16 protein-coding genes are annotated in these 20954 nt (G+C 56.8%); 11 read left to right on the plus strand and 5 right to left on the minus strand.

Annotated features, from left to right (window positions below):
* Window positions 1-11: 11 nt before the first annotated feature.
* From aroQ to ACETPC_RS06350, 4 genes are all read right to left on the minus strand, one after another.
* Window positions 12-464 carry a type II 3-dehydroquinate dehydratase gene (gene aroQ, locus ACETPC_RS06335; protein ID WP_380179748.1) on the minus strand — a complete coding sequence of 151 codons (453 nt, stop codon included), beginning with the start codon at window positions 462-464 and terminating at the stop codon, window positions 12-14.
* 201 nt (window positions 465-665) lie between these two features.
* The gene (gene msrQ, locus ACETPC_RS06340; RefSeq protein ID WP_380179750.1) at window positions 666-1265 is read right to left on the minus strand and encodes a protein-methionine-sulfoxide reductase heme-binding subunit MsrQ; all 600 of its coding nucleotides are present in this window, start codon (window positions 1263-1265) and stop codon (window positions 666-668) included.
* Window positions 1265-2272, minus strand: coding sequence for a protein-methionine-sulfoxide reductase catalytic subunit MsrP (msrP, locus tag ACETPC_RS06345; protein WP_380179752.1), 1008 nt, complete (start codon window positions 2270-2272; stop codon window positions 1265-1267). The genes msrQ and msrP overlap by 1 nt, the downstream gene beginning before the upstream one ends.
* Window positions 2273-2725: 453 nt before the next feature.
* Window positions 2726-3703: an oxidoreductase gene (locus tag ACETPC_RS06350; RefSeq protein WP_380179754.1), complete on the minus strand. Its 978-nt coding sequence runs from the start codon at window positions 3701-3703 to the stop codon at window positions 2726-2728.
* Between the two features lie 175 nt (window positions 3704-3878).
* On the opposite strand from ACETPC_RS06350, the gene csrD reads away from it, so the two are divergent.
* The 8 genes from csrD (at window position 3879) to tldD (ending at window position 16237) form a co-directional block, all read left to right on the plus strand.
* Complete coding sequence (gene csrD, locus ACETPC_RS06355; protein WP_380179756.1) at window positions 3879-5828, plus strand: RNase E specificity factor CsrD; 1950 nt, start codon at window positions 3879-3881, stop codon at window positions 5826-5828.
* Between the two features lie 313 nt (window positions 5829-6141).
* Window positions 6142-7185, plus strand: a complete 1044-nt coding sequence (gene mreB, locus ACETPC_RS06360) for a rod shape-determining protein MreB (RefSeq protein ID WP_003855260.1) — start codon at window positions 6142-6144, stop codon at window positions 7183-7185.
* Between the two features lie 64 nt (window positions 7186-7249).
* Window positions 7250-8278 carry a rod shape-determining protein MreC gene (gene mreC, locus ACETPC_RS06365; protein WP_380179759.1) on the plus strand — a complete coding sequence of 343 codons (1029 nt, stop codon included), beginning with the start codon at window positions 7250-7252 and terminating at the stop codon, window positions 8276-8278.
* On the plus strand, window positions 8275-8763 hold the full coding sequence (mreD, locus tag ACETPC_RS06370; protein WP_380179760.1) for a rod shape-determining protein MreD: 489 nt from the start codon (window positions 8275-8277) through the stop codon (window positions 8761-8763). Before mreC ends, mreD begins: the two co-directional genes overlap by 4 nt.
* 8 nt (window positions 8764-8771) lie before the next feature.
* On the plus strand, window positions 8772-9365 hold the full coding sequence (locus ACETPC_RS06375; RefSeq protein WP_380179762.1) for a Maf family protein: 594 nt from the start codon (window positions 8772-8774) through the stop codon (window positions 9363-9365).
* Complete coding sequence (gene rng, locus ACETPC_RS06380) at window positions 9355-10824, plus strand: ribonuclease G (protein ID WP_380179763.1); 1470 nt, start codon at window positions 9355-9357, stop codon at window positions 10822-10824. The genes ACETPC_RS06375 and rng overlap by 11 nt, the downstream gene beginning before the upstream one ends.
* A gap of 94 nt (window positions 10825-10918) precedes the next feature.
* The gene (yhdP, locus tag ACETPC_RS06385) at window positions 10919-14707 is read left to right on the plus strand and encodes an AsmA2 domain-containing protein YhdP (RefSeq protein WP_380179765.1); all 3789 of its coding nucleotides are present in this window, start codon (window positions 10919-10921) and stop codon (window positions 14705-14707) included.
* An 84-nt stretch (window positions 14708-14791) separates the two neighbouring features.
* The gene (gene tldD, locus ACETPC_RS06390) at window positions 14792-16237 is read left to right on the plus strand and encodes a metalloprotease TldD (RefSeq protein WP_380179767.1); all 1446 of its coding nucleotides are present in this window, start codon (window positions 14792-14794) and stop codon (window positions 16235-16237) included.
* Window positions 16238-16628: 391 nt separating this feature from the next.
* Here the strand turns inward: tldD and aaeR are convergent, their stop codons facing one another.
* Window positions 16629-17546: an HTH-type transcriptional activator AaeR gene (gene aaeR / locus ACETPC_RS06395; protein ID WP_380179769.1), complete on the minus strand. Its 918-nt coding sequence runs from the start codon at window positions 17544-17546 to the stop codon at window positions 16629-16631.
* A 271-nt stretch (window positions 17547-17817) separates the two neighbouring features.
* On the opposite strand from aaeR, the gene aaeX reads away from it, so the two are divergent.
* From aaeX to aaeB, 3 genes are read left to right on the plus strand one after another with little or no spacing between them, the layout of a single operon-like run.
* Complete coding sequence (gene aaeX / locus ACETPC_RS06400; RefSeq protein WP_034890367.1) at window positions 17818-18021, plus strand: p-hydroxybenzoic acid efflux pump operon protein AaeX; 204 nt, start codon at window positions 17818-17820, stop codon at window positions 18019-18021.
* Window positions 18022-18028: 7 nt separating this feature from the next.
* Window positions 18029-18961, plus strand: a complete 933-nt coding sequence (gene aaeA, locus ACETPC_RS06405; RefSeq protein WP_380179770.1) for a p-hydroxybenzoic acid efflux pump subunit AaeA — start codon at window positions 18029-18031, stop codon at window positions 18959-18961.
* Between the two features lie 5 nt (window positions 18962-18966).
* Window positions 18967-20922, plus strand: a complete 1956-nt coding sequence (gene aaeB, locus ACETPC_RS06410) for a p-hydroxybenzoic acid efflux pump subunit AaeB (RefSeq protein ID WP_380179772.1) — start codon at window positions 18967-18969, stop codon at window positions 20920-20922.
* Window positions 20923-20954: the final 32 nt, after the last annotated feature.

The raw sequence follows: 20954 nt of genomic DNA on the forward strand, positions 1-20954 counted from the left end.
CCGTACTCTGTTTAATTAGATTGTGACAGGCGTTTAACCGCCGTCTGTAAAGCCCAGGTATAACCGTCGACGCCAAGTCCACAGATTACGCCGGCAGCAATATCAGAAAGATAAGAATGATGGCGGAAAGGCTCGCGGGCATGCACGTTAGACAGGTGCACTTCGATAAATGGAATGCTCACTGCAAGCAGGGCATCGCGAAGCGCTACGCTGGTATGTGTATAAGCCGCCGGGTTAATGACAATATAATCGACATTGCCTCTCGCCTCATGAATGCGGTCAATTAACGCGTATTCCGCGTTGGACTGCAGATGGCTCAATTTCACACCAAGTTCGCCAGCCTGCGCGGTCAGTCCACTGACGATTTCTGCCAGCGTTGTGCTGCCGTATTTCTCCGGCTCGCGAGTGCCAAGGAGGTTCAGGTTGGGACCGTTCAAAAGCAGTATGTGAAACTTATCAGCCATCTTGCTGCTATCTCCTGCGATAATTGAGGCATCGCACAAAATACAACGGGAAAAGCCATTTGTCACCTTTCATGGTGAAAATTGGCCTGTTCGCAGGGTTAAAACCGGGCATTATAACGATTTCACTGCAATTAGCAGCTAAATACTGGTCGTATCAGCGAAGATATTCTGCCAGCCGCAATCTGGCCGCGTAATTCGCCCTTATCGCCGCCGCGGCAGGAATTTTTTATAGCGCCACAGCAGCAAAGCCAGCGCGATCAGCGCATAAATCCACGGCTGGGGCGAAAAGGTCTTTACCGACCATAAATAGTGAATGGGCGCCAGGATCAGCACAAGATAGATGGTGTTATGCAGCCTCTGCCAGTTTCTTCCCAGCTTGCGCTGCGCCTTCTGGAATGAAGTCAACGACAGCAGCAGCAGGATAAACCAACTGATAATGCCCAGCGTGAGATAAGGTCGGGAAATCAGCTCGGAGCCCAACAGGTTTAGATTAGCCAGGCCCAGCTCCAGCAGCGAGTAGCTGACCAGATGCAGCGTGGCCCAGGCGAAACACCATAGACCCAGCAGGCGGCGCACGCGGATTAGCAAAGGCTGTTTACCATAGCGCGCCAGCGGGGTCACCAGCAGCGTGCCCAGCAAAAACTTCAGCGCCGTGCGGCCGGTAAAATGCTGGATATCCTTGGCCGGGTCGGCGCTAAGCCAGCCCTGGTTGATGGCTAAAATCAACCAGAGAAAGGGTAAAAAACCGGCCAGATGCAGCAAAACTTTCAGGCCGGTAATCTGCTTGCTGGTCAGACGCACTAAAAATTCTCCCGCAGATCTAAACCTTTATAGAGCGAAGCGACCTGGCTGCCGTAGCCGTTAAACAGCAGCGTAGGCTGGCGCTTTACGTCCAGAATGCCGCCGGAGCCGATAAAACGCTCCGTAGCCTGTGACCAGCGTGGATGATCGACATGCGGATTAACGTTGCCGTAAAAACCATACTCGTTGGCGGCCAGCAGATTCCAGGTAGTAGGCGGCTGCTCTTTGACCAGCGTAATTTTTACGATGGATTTAATGCCTTTAAAACCGTACTTCCACGGCACGGTCAGGCGGATCGGCGCGCCATTCTGCGGCGGCAGCGCTTTGCCATAGACGCCGGTGGTCAACATAGTCAGCGGATGCATCGCCTCGTCCAGCCGTAGCCCTTCCACATAAGGATAATCAATACCGCCGCCAACAAAGCGGTCGCGCTGGCCCGGCATCTCTTCCGGCGCGTAAATAGTCTGAAAAGCAACATAGCGCGCGTTGCTGGTGGGCTCCGCGGCTTTCAGCAGCTTACCCAGCTCAAAGCCGATCCACGGCACCACCATCGACCAGGCCTCAACGCAGCGCATGCGATAAATACGCTGCTCCAGCGGGAAACGCTTAAAAATATCGTCCATATCCAGCGTCATCGGCTTCGCGACTTCGCCACCGATCGCTATCTTCCAGTCGGCGGTTTTCAGCGAACCGGCATTGGCCGCCGGATCGGCCTTATCCAGACCGAATTCATAAAAGTTGTTGTAGCCCGTTACCTTATCTTCCGGCGTCAGCGCTAAATCCGCCTGATACTGCGCGGGTTTGCTAAAGTCGAGCGGCTTGCCGACCGGAGCTTTCGGACTCTCTTTTCCTTTCCCTTGCAGCCAGGAAAGCACATCGGCCCGCGCTGGCGGCACTGATAAAGCAGCAACGCTGATGCCCAACGCCTTCATAACCTGACGACGCTGGGCGTTGAAAATGCTTTCGGGCGTTACATCATTTTCAGTGAGTTTATCAATGGGCTTCATGGCTGGATCTCCGGAGGCAGTCATCTTTTAGCATGACCAAAGAAAGCGAATTGAGCGAATAAAAAACGGCCTGGCTAACAGAATATCAGGCCCGGAAAAAAGTTGAGAGGCGATCAAGTGTAATGAGTTATGTGGATGTTGAAGAAAGGTAAAGATAAATGAGATTGATGACAAACCCCAGGTCGCTTTTAAATCGGTGGCAGAGCGGCAGAGGCAGATCGGAACACGGACACGCCGTGAATACTTCCATGTAGGCTCGGTTGGCGCGTCCATGCGCCAAACGGTCCGCTTATCCGCTCTGCCTCTGCCGCTAAAAAACCGCTGCGTTGCTGCAAAAAACAGAGGCTCACCTGAGCTTTTTTAACTTTGTCAGCAGTCTGAGATAAATGGTCTTATACAGCCAGTTAAGGCAAAAGTGCCTGAGGGTCTGGCCCGCCAGGCGCAGCAGACAAGCTAACGAATTTTTACCAGCGTTCTTCCGGTCAGCTCATTATTCAGCAACTTTTGCGCGCTGGCCGCCGCTTCCGTCAGGGAGATTTCAGTGGTGGCCTGCTGATAAAAAGCGTCGGGCAGGATTTTCAGCAGCCGCTTCCAGGCCTGCGCGCGGCGTTCTGCTGGCGTGGTCACGGAATCCACGCCCTGAAGCCGTACATTACGCAGGATAAAAGGCATCACGGTAGTCGGCAGCGCAAAGCCTGCCGCCAGACCGCACGCCGCTACCGTACCGCCGTAACTCATCTGTGCCAGCAGGCTCGCCAGCACTTTATCGCCAGCGGTATCCACCGCGCCAGCCCAGCGTTGCTTTTCCAGCGGACGACTATCCGCGCTGAAGGCCTCGCGCGGCAGAATTTCGCTGGCGCCCAGCTGGCGAAGATAGTCGTGGGTGGATTCACGTCCGCTGACCGCCGCGACCCGATAGCCCAGCGAACTAAGCAGGGAAACCGCCGTGCTGCCCACGCCGCCGCTGGCGCCGGTTACGACAACCTCGCCGCTCTCAGGCCGCACGCCGCCTTCTTCCAGCGCCATTACGCACAGCATGGCGGTAAGTCCGGCGGTGCCGATAATCATCGCCCGACGGCCATCCAATCCTTCTGGCATCGGGGTCAGCCAGTCGCCTTTAACCCTGGCCTGCTCGGCCAGGCCGCCCCAGTGATTTTCACCCACGCCCCAGCCGGTCAGCAGCACCTGTTGCCCGGCGTGAAATCGCGGATCTTCGCTGTAGCGCACCTCTCCGGCAAAATCAATGCCGGGCACCATCGGAAACTGGCGAATAATTTTGCCTTTGCCGGTAATCGCCAGCGCATCTTTATAATTCAGGCCCGACCAGGCGATATCCACGGTGACTTCGCCCGGCGGCAGCGCCCCGGCGTCAAGCTGCTTAACGGTTGCCTGGGTTTTACCTTCCGACTGCTCAAGAACAAGTGCCTGCATGAGAATCTCCTGAAAATGGAACCTGAGGTTATAATTAAAGCCTGACCTCACTATACTCGCGGCAAACGGCAATACCCTGTTTAAGATTCATAAAAACGTAAAGAAACTCTTGCAGGCTATCTGTTGCGGCTATCACGCCGCGACGCCTCTTTAACGGCAGTCAACGAGCACAGGGATGCGATTAACCACCAAACTTTCCGCCATGATTACCTTTGTCAGCGCACTGGTCATGCTTGTCATGCTGGTGGGCGGCGTAATGAGCTTTTATTATCTTAGCGATCTGCGTGCTGAACACCGGCTACAGACAATGGCCGAAGAGATCGATGTAGCGCTAGACAGCCAGCCGCCAGAACAAATTGCGCAGTGGCTGCCGCAGATTATGGGGCCGTTGCAGATCATCCGCCTGAGCCTGAGCAAAGATAGGCAAAACGTGCAAACGGTCGCTCGCCACCAGAACGCGGTACTGGAAGATCAGCCCAATCGCTACCGCGAAAGCCTGATCCCGTTAAAAAAGCATCCCGGCATCAAACTGCATATCGTTTGGGTCGATACGGCGAAAACCTGGCTAACTTCTTTTATCGGCGCCTCAATATTAATCCTGATCGTCCTGACGGTAGGTATGCTGCTGCTAATCCTGTTTTTCTCGCACCGCTGGCTTTACCGGCAGCTTGAAGGCATGGAGCAGCTGGAAATCCGCGCCAAAAAAGTGCTGCGCGGTGAAAGAGAAAGCGTCAGACATGGCTCAGTGCTGGAGTGGCCGCCGGTAGCCAGCAGCGCGTTAGATCGTCTGCTGGCCGATTTGCAGGAGGCGGGCGAGCAGCGCAATCGTGTGGATACGCTGATCCGCGCTTTTGCCGCCCAGGATCCCATGACCGGCCTGCACAATCGGCTATTTTTTGATAACCAGCTGGCTACGCTGCTGGAAGATGTGGAAACGCCAGGCGCACACGGCATGGTAATGATGATCCGCTTGCCGGATCTGGATACCTTGCGCGACAACTGGGGACATGCGCCGGTGCAGGATTATTTGTTCAGCCTGGTAAACCTGCTTTCTACTTTTGTGCTGCGTTATCCCGGCGCGCTGCTGGCGCGCTATTTTCACAGCGATTATGCGGTCTTGCTGCCGCATCGCAGCCTGAAAGATGCCGACAGTATCGCTTCGCAGCTAATTAAAGCGGTGGATGCGTTGCCGCCCACACGCATGCTGGATCGTGAGGATATGATCCATATTGGCATCAGTGCCTGGCAAAGCGGACAGACCACGCAGCAGGTGATGGAGAGCGTAGAGCTGGCGACGCGGCATGCGGCGCTGCTGGGTGGCAATAACTGGTCGGTCAGCGATAAGCCGCAGCCGGAGTTCAGCCGGGGCAGCGTCAAATGGCGAACGCTGCTGGAAAACACGCTGAGCCGTGGCGGCCCGCGCCTGTACCAGAAACCGGCGGTGACGCGTGAAGGTAAAGTACACCACCGCGAAATCATGCCGAGAATATTCGACGGCAAAACCGAGCTGGCCGCCGCCGAATATCTGCCGCTGGTGCAGCAGCTGGGCATGGCCGAAGGCTACGACCGGCTACTGATTGGCCGTATCCTTGCCTTTACCCGCATCTGGCCGGAAGAAACGCTGGCCGTTCCGCTCACTATCGACGCGCTGCTACAGCGTCCTTTCCAGATTTGGCTGCGCGACACGCTGCTGCAATACACTAAATTACAAAGAAACCGTATTTTATTTGAACTTGCGGAAGCGGATGTTGGTCAACACCTCTGCCGTTTGCAGGGCGCTTTTCATTTGCTACGGGGTTTTGGCTGCCGTATCGCCATTACCCAGGCGGGTTTGACCCTGGTCAGCACCGCCTATATCAAAGCGGTAGCGCCGGAACTGATCAAACTGCATCCGGGACTGGTGCGGGATATCGATCGCCGCAAGGAAAACCAGCTTTTTGTGCAGAGCCTGCTCGAAAGCTGCAAAGGCACCGCAACCCAGGTTTTTGCCGCAGGCGTCAAGAACCGCAGCGAATGGCAAACCCTGGCAGCGGCGGGCGTTAACGGCGGCCAGGGCGATTTTTTTGCCGCTTCGCAGCTGTTAACAGGCGATGTGAAAAAATATTTGCAAAGATATCGAGTTTAGTCTGCCGTTAAGCCGGTTTTCACGTAGAATAGCCGCGCGGCTGTGGTGCCGGCTACGGTTGACGGGCAGTGAAGCAGTGCCCAAATATGTAAAATTTCATGTGCGTTATGTCCGTAATACAGCCTTAAAACAGGGGCGATGCGCCTGAACTCAGGCATTCTGTTCGCTTAGCTTTTGGGGTTGTGACTCAGGCGAGAGATAGCGTGATTTTTCACCGAAGTAGAGCGTTTTTGCGCCTTGTCGCTGCTTCGTGTGGTTGGTAAAGTAAGCGGATTTTATTTTCCGCCCCCAGCTAGCAGGATTATCCTTCAGTATGTTTAAAAAATTTCGTGGCATGTTTTCCAACGACTTGTCCATCGACCTGGGTACCGCCAATACCCTGATTTATGTGAAAGGACAGGGCATCGTTCTGAATGAGCCTTCCGTTGTCGCCATTCGTCAGGATCGTGCCGGTTCGCCAAAGAGCGTCGCGGCGGTCGGTCATGACGCCAAACAGATGCTGGGCCGTACTCCAGGTAATATTGCCGCTATTCGTCCCATGAAAGACGGCGTGATCGCCGACTTCTTCGTGACCGAGAAAATGCTGCAGCACTTTATCAAGCAGGTTCACAGCAACAGCTTTATGCGTCCAAGCCCGCGCGTGCTGGTGTGCGTGCCGGTAGGCGCAACCCAGGTTGAGCGCCGCGCCATTCGTGAGTCCGCCCAGGGCGCAGGCGCACGCGAAGTTTTCCTGATTGAAGAACCAATGGCGGCCGCTATCGGCGCTGGCCTGCCGGTTTCCGAAGCGACCGGCTCCATGGTTGTTGATATCGGCGGCGGCACCACCGAAGTAGCGGTAATCTCGCTGAACGGCGTGGTTTACTCCTCTTCCGTGCGCATCGGCGGCGATCGCTTCGACGAAGCCATTATCAACTACGTGCGCCGCAACTACGGCTCGCTGATTGGTGAAGCCACGGCGGAGCGCATCAAGCATGAGATCGGCTCTGCCTATCCGGGCGACGAAGTGCGCGAAATCGAAGTACGCGGCCGTAACCTGGCAGAAGGCGTGCCGCGCGGCTTTACGCTGAACTCCAACGAAATTCTGGAAGCCCTGCAGGAGCCGTTAACCGGCATCGTTAGCGCGGTAATGGTGGCGCTGGAGCAGTGTCCGCCGGAGCTGGCTTCCGATATTTCTGAACGCGGCATGGTGCTGACCGGCGGCGGCGCGCTGCTGCGCAACCTCGATCGCCTGCTGATGGAAGAGACCGGCATTCCGGTAGTAGTGGCTGAAGATCCGCTGACCTGCGTCGCGCGCGGCGGCGGCAAAGCGTTGGAAATGATCGACATGCACGGCGGCGATTTGTTCAGCGAAGAATAATTTGCCCTAAAGGCGCGCGGGCTCCGCGCGTCTTGTTAATGATGTCGAGGACTACGCCGAGTTTATGAAGCCAATCTTCAGCAGGGGACCATCCCTGCAGTTACGCTTGTTTCTGGCCGTTGTGGTAGCGATAGGCGTGATTATCGCCGACAGCCGTATGGGCGCTTTCAGCCAGATACGCACCTACATGGATACGGCGGTCAGCCCATTCTATTTCCTGGCCAACGGGCCACGACAAATTCTGGACAGCGTTTCCGAAACGCTGGCCTCCCGCCAGCAGCTTGAGCTGGAAAACAAAGCCCTGCAGCGCGAGCTGATGCTAAAAAACAGCGAGCTGCTGATGCTCGGCCAGTTTAAGCAGGAGAACGCGCGCCTGCGCGAGCTGCTGGGATCGCCGCTGCGTCAGGACGAGCACAAAATGGTCACCCAGGTGATCTCGACCGGCACCGATCCCTATACCGACCAGGTGGTGATCGACAAAGGCAGTGTGAACGGCGTCTATGAAGGGCAGCCGATAATCAGCGATAAAGGTGTGGTTGGTCAGGTTGTTGCCGTAGGGAAAATCACCAGCCGCGTAATGCTGATCTGCGATTCCTCGCACGCGCTGCCTATTCAGGTGCTGCGCAACGATATTCGCGTAATAGCGGCGGGCAACGGCTGCACGGAAGACCTCCAGCTCGAACATTTGCCGGGCAACACCGATATTCGTCCGGGCGATGTCCTGGTCACTTCCGGTCTGGGCGGTCGTTTCCCGGAAGGCTATCCGGTCGGCGTGGTCTCTTCCGTTAAACTGGATACGCAGCGTGCCTACACCGTTATTCAGGCGCGCCCAACGGCAGGTCTGCAACGCCTGCGCTATTTACTGCTGCTGTGGGGCGCTGATCGCAACGGCGATATGCCAATGGCGCCGGACGAAGTGCACCGCGTCGCCAACGAGCGGCTAATGCAGATGATGCCGCAGGTACTGCCTGCCGCCAGCGAGCTGATGGGGCCGCCAGCGCCGGATAATCTCTCCGCGCCAGCCGCCGCTCAGGCCACGCCAGCCGCCGCTCAGGCCACGCCAGCCGCTGCGCCGCGCCGGAGCCAGCCTTGAGCAGCTATCGCAGCCACGGACGCTGGGTCATCTGGTGCTCTTTCCTGATGGCGCTGGTGCTGCAAATTATGCCCTGGCCTGAACAAATCTATATGTTCAGGCCCTCGTGGCTGCTGCTGATCCTGATCTACTGGGTGCTGGCGCTGCCGCATCGCGTCAATGTCGGCACGGGCTTTGTAATGGGATCTATAATGGATCTGATTTCAGGCTCGACGCTGGGCGTCCGCGCGCTGGCCTTCAGCATTGTCGCCTACCTGGTCGCGTTCAAATTCCAGCTATTCCGCAATCTCGCCCTTTGGCAGCAGGCGCTGATGGTGATGGTGCTCTCGCTGGCGATGGACGTTATCGTCTTCTGGGCGGAATTTTTAGTGATTAACGTCTCGTTTCGTCCGGAAATCTTCTGGAGCAGCGTGATCGACGGTATTCTGTGGCCCTGGCTGTTCTTGCTGATGAGAAAAATTCGCCGCCAGTTCGCCGTACAATAAGGAAGAGTATGCAATCCCTTTACCTGGCTTCTGGTTCTCCCCGCCGTCGCGAACTGCTGACGCAGCTTGGCCTGCGCTTTGAGCGCCTGAGTACGCAAGTCGAAGAAAAACAGCGGCCCGACGAAGCGGCTGAGGCCTATGTCAGGCGGTTGGCGATGGAAAAAGCGCTGGCTGGTGTGGCGGTAGCGCAACAGGATCTACCTGTGCTTGGCGCAGATACTATAGTGGTGCTAAATAGCGAAGTGCTGGAAAAACCCGCCGATGAGCAGGCCGCAGCGGCGATGCTGGCGAAGCTATCCGGCCGCACGCATCAGGTAATGACAGCGGTCGCGCTGGCGGATCGCCAGCGGCAGCTGGCTTGCCTGGTGGTAACAGAAGTCACTTTTCGCCTGCTCAGTGAAGAAGATATCCTGGCCTATATCGCCAGCGGTGAGCCGATGGATAAAGCGGGTTCCTACGGCATTCAGGGGCTGGGCGGCAATTTTGTCAGAAAAATCAACGGAAGCTATCACGCGGTGGTGGGGTTGCCCCTGGTGGAAACGGCTGAACTGCTAAGCCAGTTCCAGGCACTGCGCGAGGTGAGGGAACAAGATGACGGCTGAACTTCTGGTAAATATCACGCCTGCGGAAACCCGGGTCGCTTATATCGACGGCGGCATCCTACAGGAAATTCATATCGAGCGCGAAGCGCGCCGGGGCATTGTCGGCAATATCTATAAAGGCCGCGTCAGCCGTGTATTGCCCGGTATGCAGGCGGCTTTTGTCGATATCGGCCTGGAAAAAGCGGCGTTCCTGCACGCTTCCGATATCATGCCGCATACTGAATGCGTGGCGGGTGACGAGCGCAAAAACTTCGCCGTACGCGACATCTCCGAACTGGTTCGCCAGGGACAGGATTTAATGGTGCAGGTGGTGAAAGATCCGCTGGGTACCAAAGGCGCGCGCCTGACCACCGATATCACGCTGCCTTCGCGCTACCTTGTTTTTATGCCGGGCGCTTCCCACGTCGGCGTATCGCAGCGAATTGAAAGCGAGAAAGAACGCGATCGGCTTAAGTCGGTAGTGGCGGCCTACTGCGACGAGCTGGGCGGCTACATTATCCGCACCGCCGCCGAAGGCGTAGGCGAACAGGAGCTGGCTTCCGACGCCGCCTTTCTCAAGCGCCTGTGGACCAAAGTCATTGAGCGCAAAAAACGCAACAAAACCCGCTGCCGCCTGTATGGCGAAGTGGCGCTGTCGCAGCGTATCCTGCGGGATTTTGCTGGTGCAGCGCTGGATCGCATTCGCATTGACTCGCGCCAAACCTGGGAACATCTGGTGGAATTCACCAGCGAATATATCCCGGAAATGACGGCAAAGCTGGAGCTCTACACTGGCAAACAGCCAATCTTCGATCTGTTTGACGTGGAAAACGAAATCCAGCGCTCGCTGGATCGCAAAGTGGAGCTGAAGTCCGGCGGCTATCTGATCATCGATCAGACCGAGGCGATGACCACTATCGATATCAATACCGGCGCTTTTGTCGGCCATCGCAACCTCGACGAAACCATCTTTAACACTAATATCGAAGCCACCCAGGCGATCGCGCGCCAGCTGCGCCTGCGCAACCTTGGCGGCATTATCATTATCGACTTTATCGATATGAATAATGAAGAGCATCGCCGCCGCGTGCTGCATTCGCTGGAACAGGCGTTAAGCAAAGATCGGGTCAAAACCGGCATCAATGGCTTTTCGCAGTTGGGGCTGGTGGAGATGACACGCAAACGCACGCGCGAGAGCATTGAGCACGTGCTGTGCCAGGACTGTCCGGTCTGCAAAGGGCGCGGCACGCTGAAAACGGTGGAAACCGTCTGCTATGAAATCATGCGTGAAATCGTTCGCGTCCATCATGCTTACGATTCGGACCGGTTTTTGGTTTACGTTTCCCCGGCAGTTGGCGAAGCGCTGAAATCCGACGAATCGCATTCGCTGGCGGAAGTGGAAATATTCGTCGGCAAGCAGGTGAAAGTACAGATTGAACCGCTCTATACTCAGGAGCAGTTCGATGTCGTCATGATGTAGCCTCGGCTGCTATCCCGCTTTAAAAAAGCCAGCGCGCCCCGCCGGGCATTAACATATTTATAGCCCGCCTGGCGGGACTCAAGGAGAGGTGTGTGTGAGGCAATTGCCGAGGATCCTGCTACTGACCGGCGCAATAATCGTCGTTATTGTTGCGCTGATAGTCAGCGGTCTGCGTCTGGCGATGCCGCATATGAACAGCTGGCGCCAGCCCATATTACAGCATCTCTCTTCCGCCATTGGCGTGCCGGTAACGGCAGCCTCTCTAAACGGCCGCTGGGAAAACTTCGGCCCGGTGCTGGAGATCAAAGCCCTCGATATAGGTTTAAAAGACGGCGGCACGCTGAAAGTCGATCGCGTTTCGCTGGCTTTCGACGTCTGGCAATCCCTGCTGCATCTGCGGCCGCAGTTCCGCAACCTGACTTTCTGGCAGCTTGATCTCGTTACCAATACGCCATTGACCGCCGACGGCAGCGGCAAGGTGCAGCTAAAGCCGGGCCAGTTCAGCGACCTTTTTTTACGGCAGTTTGACCATTTCGATCTGCGGCAGAGCCAAATCAGTTTCCTGACTCTTTCCGGACAGCGCGCAAAATTAGCTATTCCGCAACTGACCTGGCTCAATGAAGATAACCGTCATCGGGCGGAAGGGCTGGTCAGCCTCTCCAGCTTTACCGGCCAGCACGGAGTAGTGCAGGTGCGTCTGGATCTCAGCGATACCAATGGCTATCTCGATACCGGTCGTGCCTGGATGCAGGCGGACGGCATAGACGTCAAACCCTGGCTGGGCCAGTGGATGCAGGACAATACCAGCCTGAAAAGCGCGCGCTTCTCGCTGGCGGCCTGGATGAGCCTTAAAGAAGGGGAAATCCACAGCGGCGATATTCTGTTAAAGAAGGGCGGCGCGGATTGGCAGGGCGATCGCCAGGCGCATCGGCTGACGGTGAATAACATAGCCGCCCATATCAGCCGCTTTCAACAGGGTTGGCGTATCGAAGTGCCGCAAACCAACCTGAACACCGACGATATAGCCTGGCCAAAAGGCAAGGTATCGCTGCTCTGGCTGCCGTCTGACGCCAGCGGCCCGGAACAATCAGCAGAACTGCGCGTACGCGCAACCCATCTGGCGCTGGAACGTATTGACGCGTTGCTGCCGCTGTTTTCCAAAATCACGCCGACGCTGCTGGCGAACTGGCGAACGCTGCAGCCGCGCGGCGAAGTACAGACGCTGGCCGCCGATATTCCTTTGCAGCAGCCGGAAAAAACTCGCTTTCAGGCCAGCTGGCAGGATCTCAGCTGGCAGCACTGGGAGCTGCTGCCGGGCATGCAGCATTTTAACGGCTCGCTGACGGGCGGCGTCACGGACGGCAGGCTGGACTTTAATCTCAAAAACGCCGTGCTGCCTTATGGCACCATGTTCCGCGCGCCGCTGGAGATAGCCCAGGCACGCGGCGCGTTAAGTTGGCAGAAAGGCAGCGATGGTTTGACGCTGGCTGGCAGAGATCTGGATGTGCAGGCTCGCTCGCTATGGGCAAAGGGCGATTTTACTTATGCACAGGCTAAAGATCGGGCGCCGCGGCTGGATATTCTGGCTGGCATTAACCTGACCAATGCGGGCGATGCCTGGCGCTATTTCCCGGAGCCGCTAATGGGCACGGCGCTGACCGACTACCTCAGCGGTGCCATCAAAGGCGGCCAGGTGAAAAACGCCACGCTGCTGTTTGCCGGTAACCCGCAGCTTTTCCCTTTCAAGCACAATGACGGCATGTTCCAGGTTTGGGTACCGCTGCGCCAGGCGACCTATCGCTTTCAGCCCGGCTGGCCAGATCTGGAAAAGCTGGATATCAATCTGAACTTCATCAACGACGGGCTGTTTATGAAGGCGGAAGAGACAAAGCTCGGCAAGGTGCAGGGCCGAAACATTGCCGCCGCGATCCCCGACTACATGAAAGAAAAACTGATTATCGACAGCGATATCAGCGGGACGGGCGTGGAAGTAGGCCGCTATTTCAACCAGACGCCGCTGAAGCCGGAACTGGGTGCAGCGCTTGATGAGCTGCAGATTGGCGGCGATGTAAACGGTCACTTACATTTAAATATCCCACTGGACGGGCAGCAGGTTAAAGCCAGCGGTGACGTTAACCTGCGCAATAATTCGCTGTTTATCAAGCCGCTGAACAGCACCATTAAAAACCTGAGCGGCCGTTTTACCTACGATAACGGCAACCTGCAAAGTGAGCCGCTGACCGCAAGCTGGTTCGGCCAGCCGCTTAACGTCACCTTCAACACTCAGGAAGGCGATAAACATTATGATATTGGCGTCGATCTCAACGGCAACTGGCAGCCGGGCGGCGTGGATGTGCTCCCGGCGGCGCTGCGACAGAAACTAGGCGGCAGCGCCAGCTGGCAAAGCGTGGTAGCGATTACGCTGCCGCATGGTGGCGGCGCAAACTATAAAATATCCCTGAGCGGCAACCTGAAAAATGTAAGCAGTAACTTACCTGCGCCGCTTGATAAAACAAGGGACGAGGCGATGCCGGTTCGTGTACAGGCGCAGGGCGATCTCTCGGCCTTTACGCTCCAGGGCGCGGTGGGCGACAATCAGCGTTTCAACAGCCGCTGGCTGTTGGGCAAACAATTGCGCGTCGATCGCGGCGTCTGGGAAAACGATGCGGCACAGACGCCAGCGCTGCCAGATACCTCAGGCATGGTTCTGAACCTGCCGCCGCTGGATGGTGAGGCGTGGCTGGGGCTGCTGGCGGGCGGCGCGGGTACCAACGGCAGCGCGCAGGCTTATCTGCCAGGCAATATCACGCTGCGCACACCGGCTTTAACCCTGGGCGGCCAGCGCTGGCACGATCTGGAAGCGACCCTCAGCCAGACCGTATCAGGCGAAAACACCGTTCAGGCTAAAGGCCGTGAAATCAACGGCAAGCTGGTCATGAAACAGCGCACGCCCTGGCAGGCGCAGCTCGATTACCTTTATTACAATCCGCAGTGGCCAGCTTCTGGCGACGCTACGCCATTTTCCGGGAAGTCCGCAGGCGTGAACTTCAGTAGCTGGCCAGCGCTGAACCTGAACTGTGATGAGTGCTGGCTACGCGGGCAGCGCGTTGGCCGCATTCAGGCCGGTCTCAGCCACACCAGCGATACGCTGAAACTGCAAAATGGGCTGATCGATACCGGTAGCGCTCGCCTGAAAGTGGAGGGTGAATGGGTTAACCAGCCAAACGCGCAGCGTACGGCGCTGAAAGGCACGCTCAGCGGTAAAAAAATCGATGATGCGGTTAACTGGTTCGGCATGAATTCGCCGCTGCGGGACGCGCCTTTCAACATCGATTATGACCTGCACTGGCAGGCGGCGCCGTGGCAGCCCTCTGTAGCGACGCTGAGCGGCGTGCTGAAATCGCATTTTGGTGCCGGACAGATTGCGGATGTTAATACCGGCCGCGCCGGGCAGCTGCTGAGGCTGGTAAGCTTTGATGCGCTGCTGCGCAAGCTGCGCCTCGACTTTACCGACACCTTCAGCCAGGGCTTCTATTTTGACTCTATCAACGGCACCGCCTGGATCGAAAAAGGCGTGCTGCGCACCGATAACCTGCTGGTGGATGGCCTGGAAGCGGACATCGCTATGCAGGGGAAAATTAATCTGCTGAAGCGGCAAATTGATATGGAAGCGGTGGTCGCGCCGGAGATCTCTGCAACCGTGGGCGTTGGCGTCGCTTTCGCCGTCAATCCAGTGGTGGGCGCGGCGGTATTCGCCGCCAGCAAAGCGCTGGCACCACTCTGGCATAAAATCTCGGTGCTGCGCTACCACATTTCCGGGCCGCTCGATAAACCGCAAATTGATGAAGTGCTGCGCAAGCCGCGAGAAAAGAGCGCGAAGTGAATTTGACGTGACCGGGGAATTGCCTCAGGCTATAGAGATTACGATGCCAGCGGCGACTGGCTCATCTAAACAGAGCGAGAATACATGAGTCTGAATCTGGTAAGTGAACAGTTACTAACTGCTAATAATATCAATCAACAGGATCTCTTTTCCGTTCTCGGCCAGCTTTCTGAACGCAAACTGGATTACGCCGACCTCTATTTTCAGTCCAGCTACCACGAATCCTGGGTGCTGGAAGATCGGATTATTAAAGACGGCTCCTGGAACATCGATCAGGGCGTCGGCGTACGCGCCGTCAGCGGCGAGAAAACGGGCTTCGCCTATGCCGATCAGCTCACGCTTAATGCCCTGACGCAGAGCGCCACGGCGGCGCGCAGCATAGTGCGCGAACAGGGCAACGGCAAAGCGCATACGCTGGGCGCGGTGATCAATCGCCAGCTTTATCCTACGGCCGATCCGCTGCAAAGCCTGACCCGTGAAGAAAAGATTGCGCTGCTGCATCGCGTCGACAGCGCCGCGCGTGCGGCAGACAAACGCGTTCAGGAAGTCAGCGCCAGCCTCAGCGGCGTTTATGAAATGGTGCTGGTCGCGGCTACCGATGGCACGCTGGCCTCGGACGTGCGTCCGCTGGTTCGTCTCTCTGTCAGCGTGCAGGTAGAGGAAGACGGCAAGCGTGAACGCGGCTCCAGCGGCGGCGGCGGACGCTTCGGTTATGAATTCTTCCTGGCAGATGAATCCGGCGAAATTCGCGCGGAAGCCTGGGCGCGCGAAGCGGTGCGCATGGCGCTGGTCAACCTGAGCGCCGTGGCGGCACCGGCCGGCAGCATTCCGGTAGTGCTGGGCGCGGGCTGGCCAGGCGTGCTGCTGCACGAAGCGGTCGGCCACGGCCTGGAAGGCGACTTTAACCGTCGCGGTACTTCGGTATTCAGTGGCCAGGTCGGCCAGAAGGTTGCTTCCGATATCTGTACCGTAGTAGATGACGGCACCATCGAAGGCCTGCGCGGCTCGCTGGCAGTAGATGATGAGGGCGTACCGGGCCAGTACAATGTGCTGATCGAAAACGGCATCCTGAAAGGCTATATGCAGGACAAGCTTAACGCGCGCCTGATGGGCGTTGCGCCTACCGGTAATGGCCGCCGCGAGTCCTATGCGCATTTGCCAATGCCGCGCATGACCAATACCTATATGTTGGCGGGCAAATCCACGCCGGAAGAAATTATTGCCAGCGTGGAGTACGGCCTCTATGCGCCGAACTTCGGCGGCGGCCAGGTAGATATCACTTCCGGTAAATTTGTGTTCTCTACTTCAGAGGCCTATCTGATTGAGAACGGCAAAGTCACTAAACCGGTTAAAGGCGCCACGCTAATCGGCTCCGGCATTGAGGCGATGCAGCAAATCTCGATGGTCGGCAACGATCTGGCGCTGGATAAAGGTGTCGGCGTTTGCGGTAAAGAAGGGCAAAGCCTGCCGGTCGGCGTAGGTCAGCCAACGCTGAAGCTGGATAAACTTACCGTTGGCGGCACTGCCTGATCCAGCCATAGCTACATTAAGGGCGCGCCCTCAGACTGCTGACAAAACTGAACCCTTCATTGGGGCTGCCTTTTTTACAGCAACACCGCAGCTTGATAGCGGCAGAGGCTGAGCGGATAAGCGGACCGTTTGGCGCATGGACGCGCCAACCGAGCCCACAGGGACCGTGTTCACGGCGTGTCCGTGTTCCGCTCTGCCTCTGCTGCTCTTTCACTGGTTTAAACGCAACCTGAGGTTGATGACAAAGTATGCTGGTGCCGGCTTAGGGGGGCCTGTGTCTTCCGCAAAGACGCAAAAAGCGCCTTTCGTGGCGGCTGCCGTCCATGGCCCGTAGTGCTCCACAGGCCATCCATCGCTTCAAGTTTGTCGCAGTCTGAGGGCACGCCCTTTTTTATTCCTGCCGATACTCCTGATAGACATCCGCGACCTTATGGAAATAATCCGTCAGATAGTTGATGCAGACCTGCACCTTCAGCGGCAGCTTGTCCTTTTGCGTATAAACCGCATAAACCGGGCGCGGATCGGACTGATAGTGCGCAAAAAGGATTTCGATTTTACCGGCGTTGATCTCATCGATAATCCACATCAGCGGCACATAGGCGATGCCGGTGCCGGCCACCAGCCAGCGGATCAGCGTTTGCGAATCGTTAGTGGCGAAACGTCCCTGCGGCGACAGGCGGATATTGATGCCTTCCGGCGAGGTCAGCTCAAAATCGTTGTCGGGCCGCACGCTGTACTCCAGCCAGGAAAAATTGCCGATATCGGAGGGTTTCTCCGGCGTGCCGTGCTGCGCCAGATAGCTTTTAGCCGCGCAGACCACCATTGGCATCGAACCCAGCCGCCGCGAAAAAAGGCTGGAGTCACGCAGCGCGCCTACGCGGATCACCAGATCCAGACCGTCAGCAATCAAATCCGGCGCGGGAATGCCCGTAACCAGATTGACCGTTAAACCAGGATACTCTTTCAGCATCTCTGCGGTCATATGCGCCAGCACGTTTTGCGCCATGGTAGAAGAGCTGCCGATACGCAGCGTGCCTACCGGCGTATTGTTGAAGGCGTAAAGCTGCTCGTGCACCTGCTGCGCCTCGTGCATCATGCGGCGGCAGCCCTGAAAATAAATTTTTCCGGCCTCGGTCAGGCCGATGCTGCGCGTGCTGCGGTTCAACAGCTTCACCTGCAGCTCGTCTTCCAGCCGGGAGACGATTTGGCTAACGGCGGAAACGCTCATCTGCAGGTGGCTGGCCGCCGCTGTAAAAGAGCCGAGCTCCACCACCCGCGCAAACACGGACATCCCCTTCATTCTTTCCATTATTAACTCTGGCTTAAAAGTGATTTAGATCACATTTGGTAGATAACAGATAGTCAGCCGCGTTACTATAGCATCGCCGGGTTACGATTCCGTAGCTCAACTCGCCGAAATGCTGGCTCCTGAATACGCTATTATTCATAGAGCGCCGGTTTTGATAAGACCGCACGCGGTCAGTCTGACATCATCACCCGTTGAGCAGCAGCCTCCCTTGCCGAGGGCGGTTTTTTCGCGCGGCGGAAAGAACGCCCGGCGAACCTGACAAGGATAAGAGATGAGTGTGCTTCCGGTTATTGTGATATTTGGGCTCTCCTTCCCGCCCATATTTTTTGAAATTATTGTGTCACTGATGCTGTTCTGGCTGGTGCGTCGCCTGCTGACGCCCACCGGGATCTATGACCTGGTCTGGCATCCGGCTTTATTTAATACAGCACTCTACTGCTGCCTGTTCTATCTGGTTTCCCGATTGTTTGTCTGAGGTCACAGTGAAAGCGTTAACAAGAAAAATATCCCGGTTCGCCATTACCCTTATCCTGGTAGCCGTTGCCGTCGTCGGCATTTTCCACATTTGGGTCTATTACACCGAGTCGCCCTGGACGCGCGATGCGAAATTTACGGCGGACGTAGTCGCTATCGCGCCGGACGTCAGTGGCCTGATCACCGATGTGCGCGTGCGCGATAACCAGCTGGTGAAAAAAGATCAGGTGCTGTTTGTGGTCGACCAGCCACGCTATCAGCAGGCGCTGAACGAAGCGGAAGCGGATGTTGCCTACTACCAGGCGCTGGTCAGCGAAAAGCGCCGCGAAGCAAGCCGCCGCAACCAGCTTGGCGTCTCCGCCATGTCTCGCGAAGCTATTGAGCAGTCCAACAACGATTACCAGACTTCGGAACATCAGCTGGCGAAAGCCGTAGCGACCCGCGACACCGCGAAACTGGATCTGGAGCGCACAGTGGTTAAAGCGCCTGCGGACGGCTGGATCACCAACCTTAACGTTTATCGTGGCGAGTTTATCACACGCGGATCTACTGCCGTGGCGCTGGTGCAGCAGCATACTTTCTACGTGCTGGCCTACATGGAAGAAACCAAGCTGGAAGGCGTGCGTCCCGGCTACCGTGTGGAAATCACGCCGCTGGGCAGTAACCGCGTGCTGCTTGGCACCGTAGACAGCGTTGCCGCAGGCGTAACTAACAGCAGCAGCACCATAGACAGCAAAGGCATGGCGACTATCGACTCTAACCTGGAATGGGTTCGCCTGGCGCAGCGTGTACCGGTACGTATTCACCTGGATCAGCAGCAGGGCAATCTTTATCCTTCCGGCACCACGGCAACCGTTATCGTGACCGGCGCCCAGGATCGCCAGCCGCATGAAAGGTCGCCAATAATGAAACTGATGCATCGCCTGCGCGAGTTCGGCTAAGCGCCATGTGGTATCAACTGCGCTTTCCGATCAAGCTGACTTTCGCCATTCTGCTGGCGCTGCTAATCGGCTTTCACTTTAATCTGGAAACGCCGCGCTGGGCGGTGATGACCGCCTGTATCGTCGCAGGCGGCACGGCCTTTGCGGCGGGTGGCGATCCTTTTTCTGGCGCGCTGCGCCACCGCGGCATGCTGCGCATTATCGGCACCTTTATTGGCTGCCTCGCCGCGCTGACTATTATGATCGCCACTATTCGTGCGCCGGTAGTCATGTTGTTGCTGTGCTGCCTGTGGGCCGGTTTCTGCGTCTGGCTTTCTTCGTTAATTAAAGTAGAGAATTCCTACGCGCTGGGCCTGGCTGGCTACACGGCGCTGATTATCGTAGTCAGCGTGGACGCCAACGGCTCGGTGCTGCTGGCGCCGCAGTTTGCCGTTGAACGCTGTAGCGAGATCATCATTGGTATTGTCTGCGCTATTCTGGCCGATATGCTCTTTTCGCCACGTTCGATTAAACAGGATATCGATCGGGTCATCGACGGGCTGCTGGTCGATCAATATAAACTGATGCAGCTTTGCGTAGCGCACGGCGACAAGGAAGAAGTCGATAAAGCCTGGACCGATCTGGTGCGCCGTACCACCGCGCTAAACGGTATGCGCACCCATCTGATGATGGAGGCGGGCCGCTGGCAAAAAGCCGACCGGCGGCTGCGCGCTCTGAATACGCTTTCGCTAACGCTGATTACCCAGGCCTGTGAAACCTTCCTGATCCAGAACAGCCGCCCGGAATATGTGCCGCCGCAGTTTCACCTCTTTTTCGAAAAGCCGGTAGAAAACGTCGCCGACATCCATAAGCGGATGAAAATTATGCGCCGCGTTATTACCGCCAGCGGCAGCAAAAACACGCCGGTTACTGTCAGCAACTGGGTTGGCGCGGCGTCGCGCTATCTGCTGTTACTGAAAGGCATCAAAACCAACAGCAGCATCAGCGGCATGGAAGAAGAAGTGCTGGACGGCGAGCCGGTAGTGAAAATGCGTTCGGCGGAAACCCGGCATGCGCTGATAAACGGCATTCGCACCTTTGTGGCGACGGCGGTTGGCTCGCTATTCTGGCTCTGGAGCGGCTGGACTTCCGGCAGCGGCGCTATGGTCATGCTTGCGGTTATCACCGCGCTGGCGATGCGTATGCCAAATCCGCTGATGATGGCAAAAGACTTTTTGTACGGCATGATAGTAGCGATCCCGCTGGGCGCGCTCTATTACATGGTGGTTATGCCCGCCACTCAGCAAAGCATGCTGCTGCTCTCTATCTGCCTGGGCGTGATGGCGTTTATCGGCGGTATTCTTATCCAGCGCCGTCAGATCGGAACACTGGGCGCGCTGGTGGGCACCATCAACATCCTGACCCTTGATAACCCGATGACCTTTAACGTCAGCGCCTTTTTAGACAACGCGCTGGGCCAGGCGATTGGCTGTTTCCTGGCGCTGCTGGTAATCCTGCTGATCCGCGATACCTCCAAAGCGCGTATCGGCCGCACGCTGCTAAACCGTTTTATGTATTCCGCTGTCGCAGCCATGACTACCAACCAGGCCCGGCGTCGTGAAAACCATTTGCCCGCGCTCTATCAGCAGCTCTTTATGCTGTTAAATATTTTTCCGGGAGATATCAATAAATTCCGTATCGCGCTAACGCTGATTATCGGCCATCAGCGCCTGCGCGACGCTGATATTCCGGTTAACAGCGACCTCTCTGCTTACCACAAACAGCTGCGCCATACGGCCGATCGGGTTATCTCCGCAGGCAGCGACGCCAAACGCCGACACTATTTTGAACGTCTGCTGGCCGAGCTGGCTATTTACCAGGAAAAACTTGTTCATTATGAAGCGCCGCTAAGCGTGACGGAACCGGTACATCGCCTGGCCAGCATGCTAAAAAAATACCAGACCACGCTGCTGCAAATTTAATCCTGCCTTTCTTACGGCCTGCTATGCGGGCC

Origin of the sequence: Pantoea sp. sgz302252, assembly GCF_042610525.1 — a bacterium.
Lineage (GTDB): Bacteria > Pseudomonadota > Gammaproteobacteria > Enterobacterales > Enterobacteriaceae > Erwinia.

What these genes read in the sequence shown, in the direction of transcription:
- aroQ (WP_380179748.1), bottom strand. Translation starts at nt 464, where the DNA reads ATGGCTGATAAGTTTCACATACTGCTTTTGAACGGTCCCAACCTGAAC.
- msrP (WP_380179752.1), bottom strand. Translation starts at nt 2,272, where the DNA reads ATGAAGCCCATTGATAAACTCACTGAAAATGATGTAACGCCCGAAAGC.
- ACETPC_RS06350 (WP_380179754.1), bottom strand. Translation starts at nt 3,703, where the DNA reads ATGCAGGCACTTGTTCTTGAGCAGTCGGAAGGTAAAACCCAGGCAACC.
- csrD (WP_380179756.1), top strand. Translation starts at nt 3,879, where the DNA reads ATGCGATTAACCACCAAACTTTCCGCCATGATTACCTTTGTCAGCGCA.
- mreB (WP_003855260.1), top strand. Translation starts at nt 6,142, where the DNA reads ATGTTTAAAAAATTTCGTGGCATGTTTTCCAACGACTTGTCCATCGAC.
- mreC (WP_380179759.1), top strand. Translation starts at nt 7,250, where the DNA reads ATGAAGCCAATCTTCAGCAGGGGACCATCCCTGCAGTTACGCTTGTTT.
- ACETPC_RS06375 (WP_380179762.1), top strand. Translation starts at nt 8,772, where the DNA reads ATGCAATCCCTTTACCTGGCTTCTGGTTCTCCCCGCCGTCGCGAACTG.
- rng (WP_380179763.1), top strand. Translation starts at nt 9,355, where the DNA reads ATGACGGCTGAACTTCTGGTAAATATCACGCCTGCGGAAACCCGGGTC.
- tldD (WP_380179767.1), top strand. Translation starts at nt 14,792, where the DNA reads ATGAGTCTGAATCTGGTAAGTGAACAGTTACTAACTGCTAATAATATC.
- aaeR (WP_380179769.1), bottom strand. Translation starts at nt 17,546, where the DNA reads ATGGAAAGAATGAAGGGGATGTCCGTGTTTGCGCGGGTGGTGGAGCTC.
- aaeX (WP_034890367.1), top strand. Translation starts at nt 17,818, where the DNA reads ATGAGTGTGCTTCCGGTTATTGTGATATTTGGGCTCTCCTTCCCGCCC.
- aaeB (WP_380179772.1), top strand. Translation starts at nt 18,967, where the DNA reads ATGTGGTATCAACTGCGCTTTCCGATCAAGCTGACTTTCGCCATTCTG.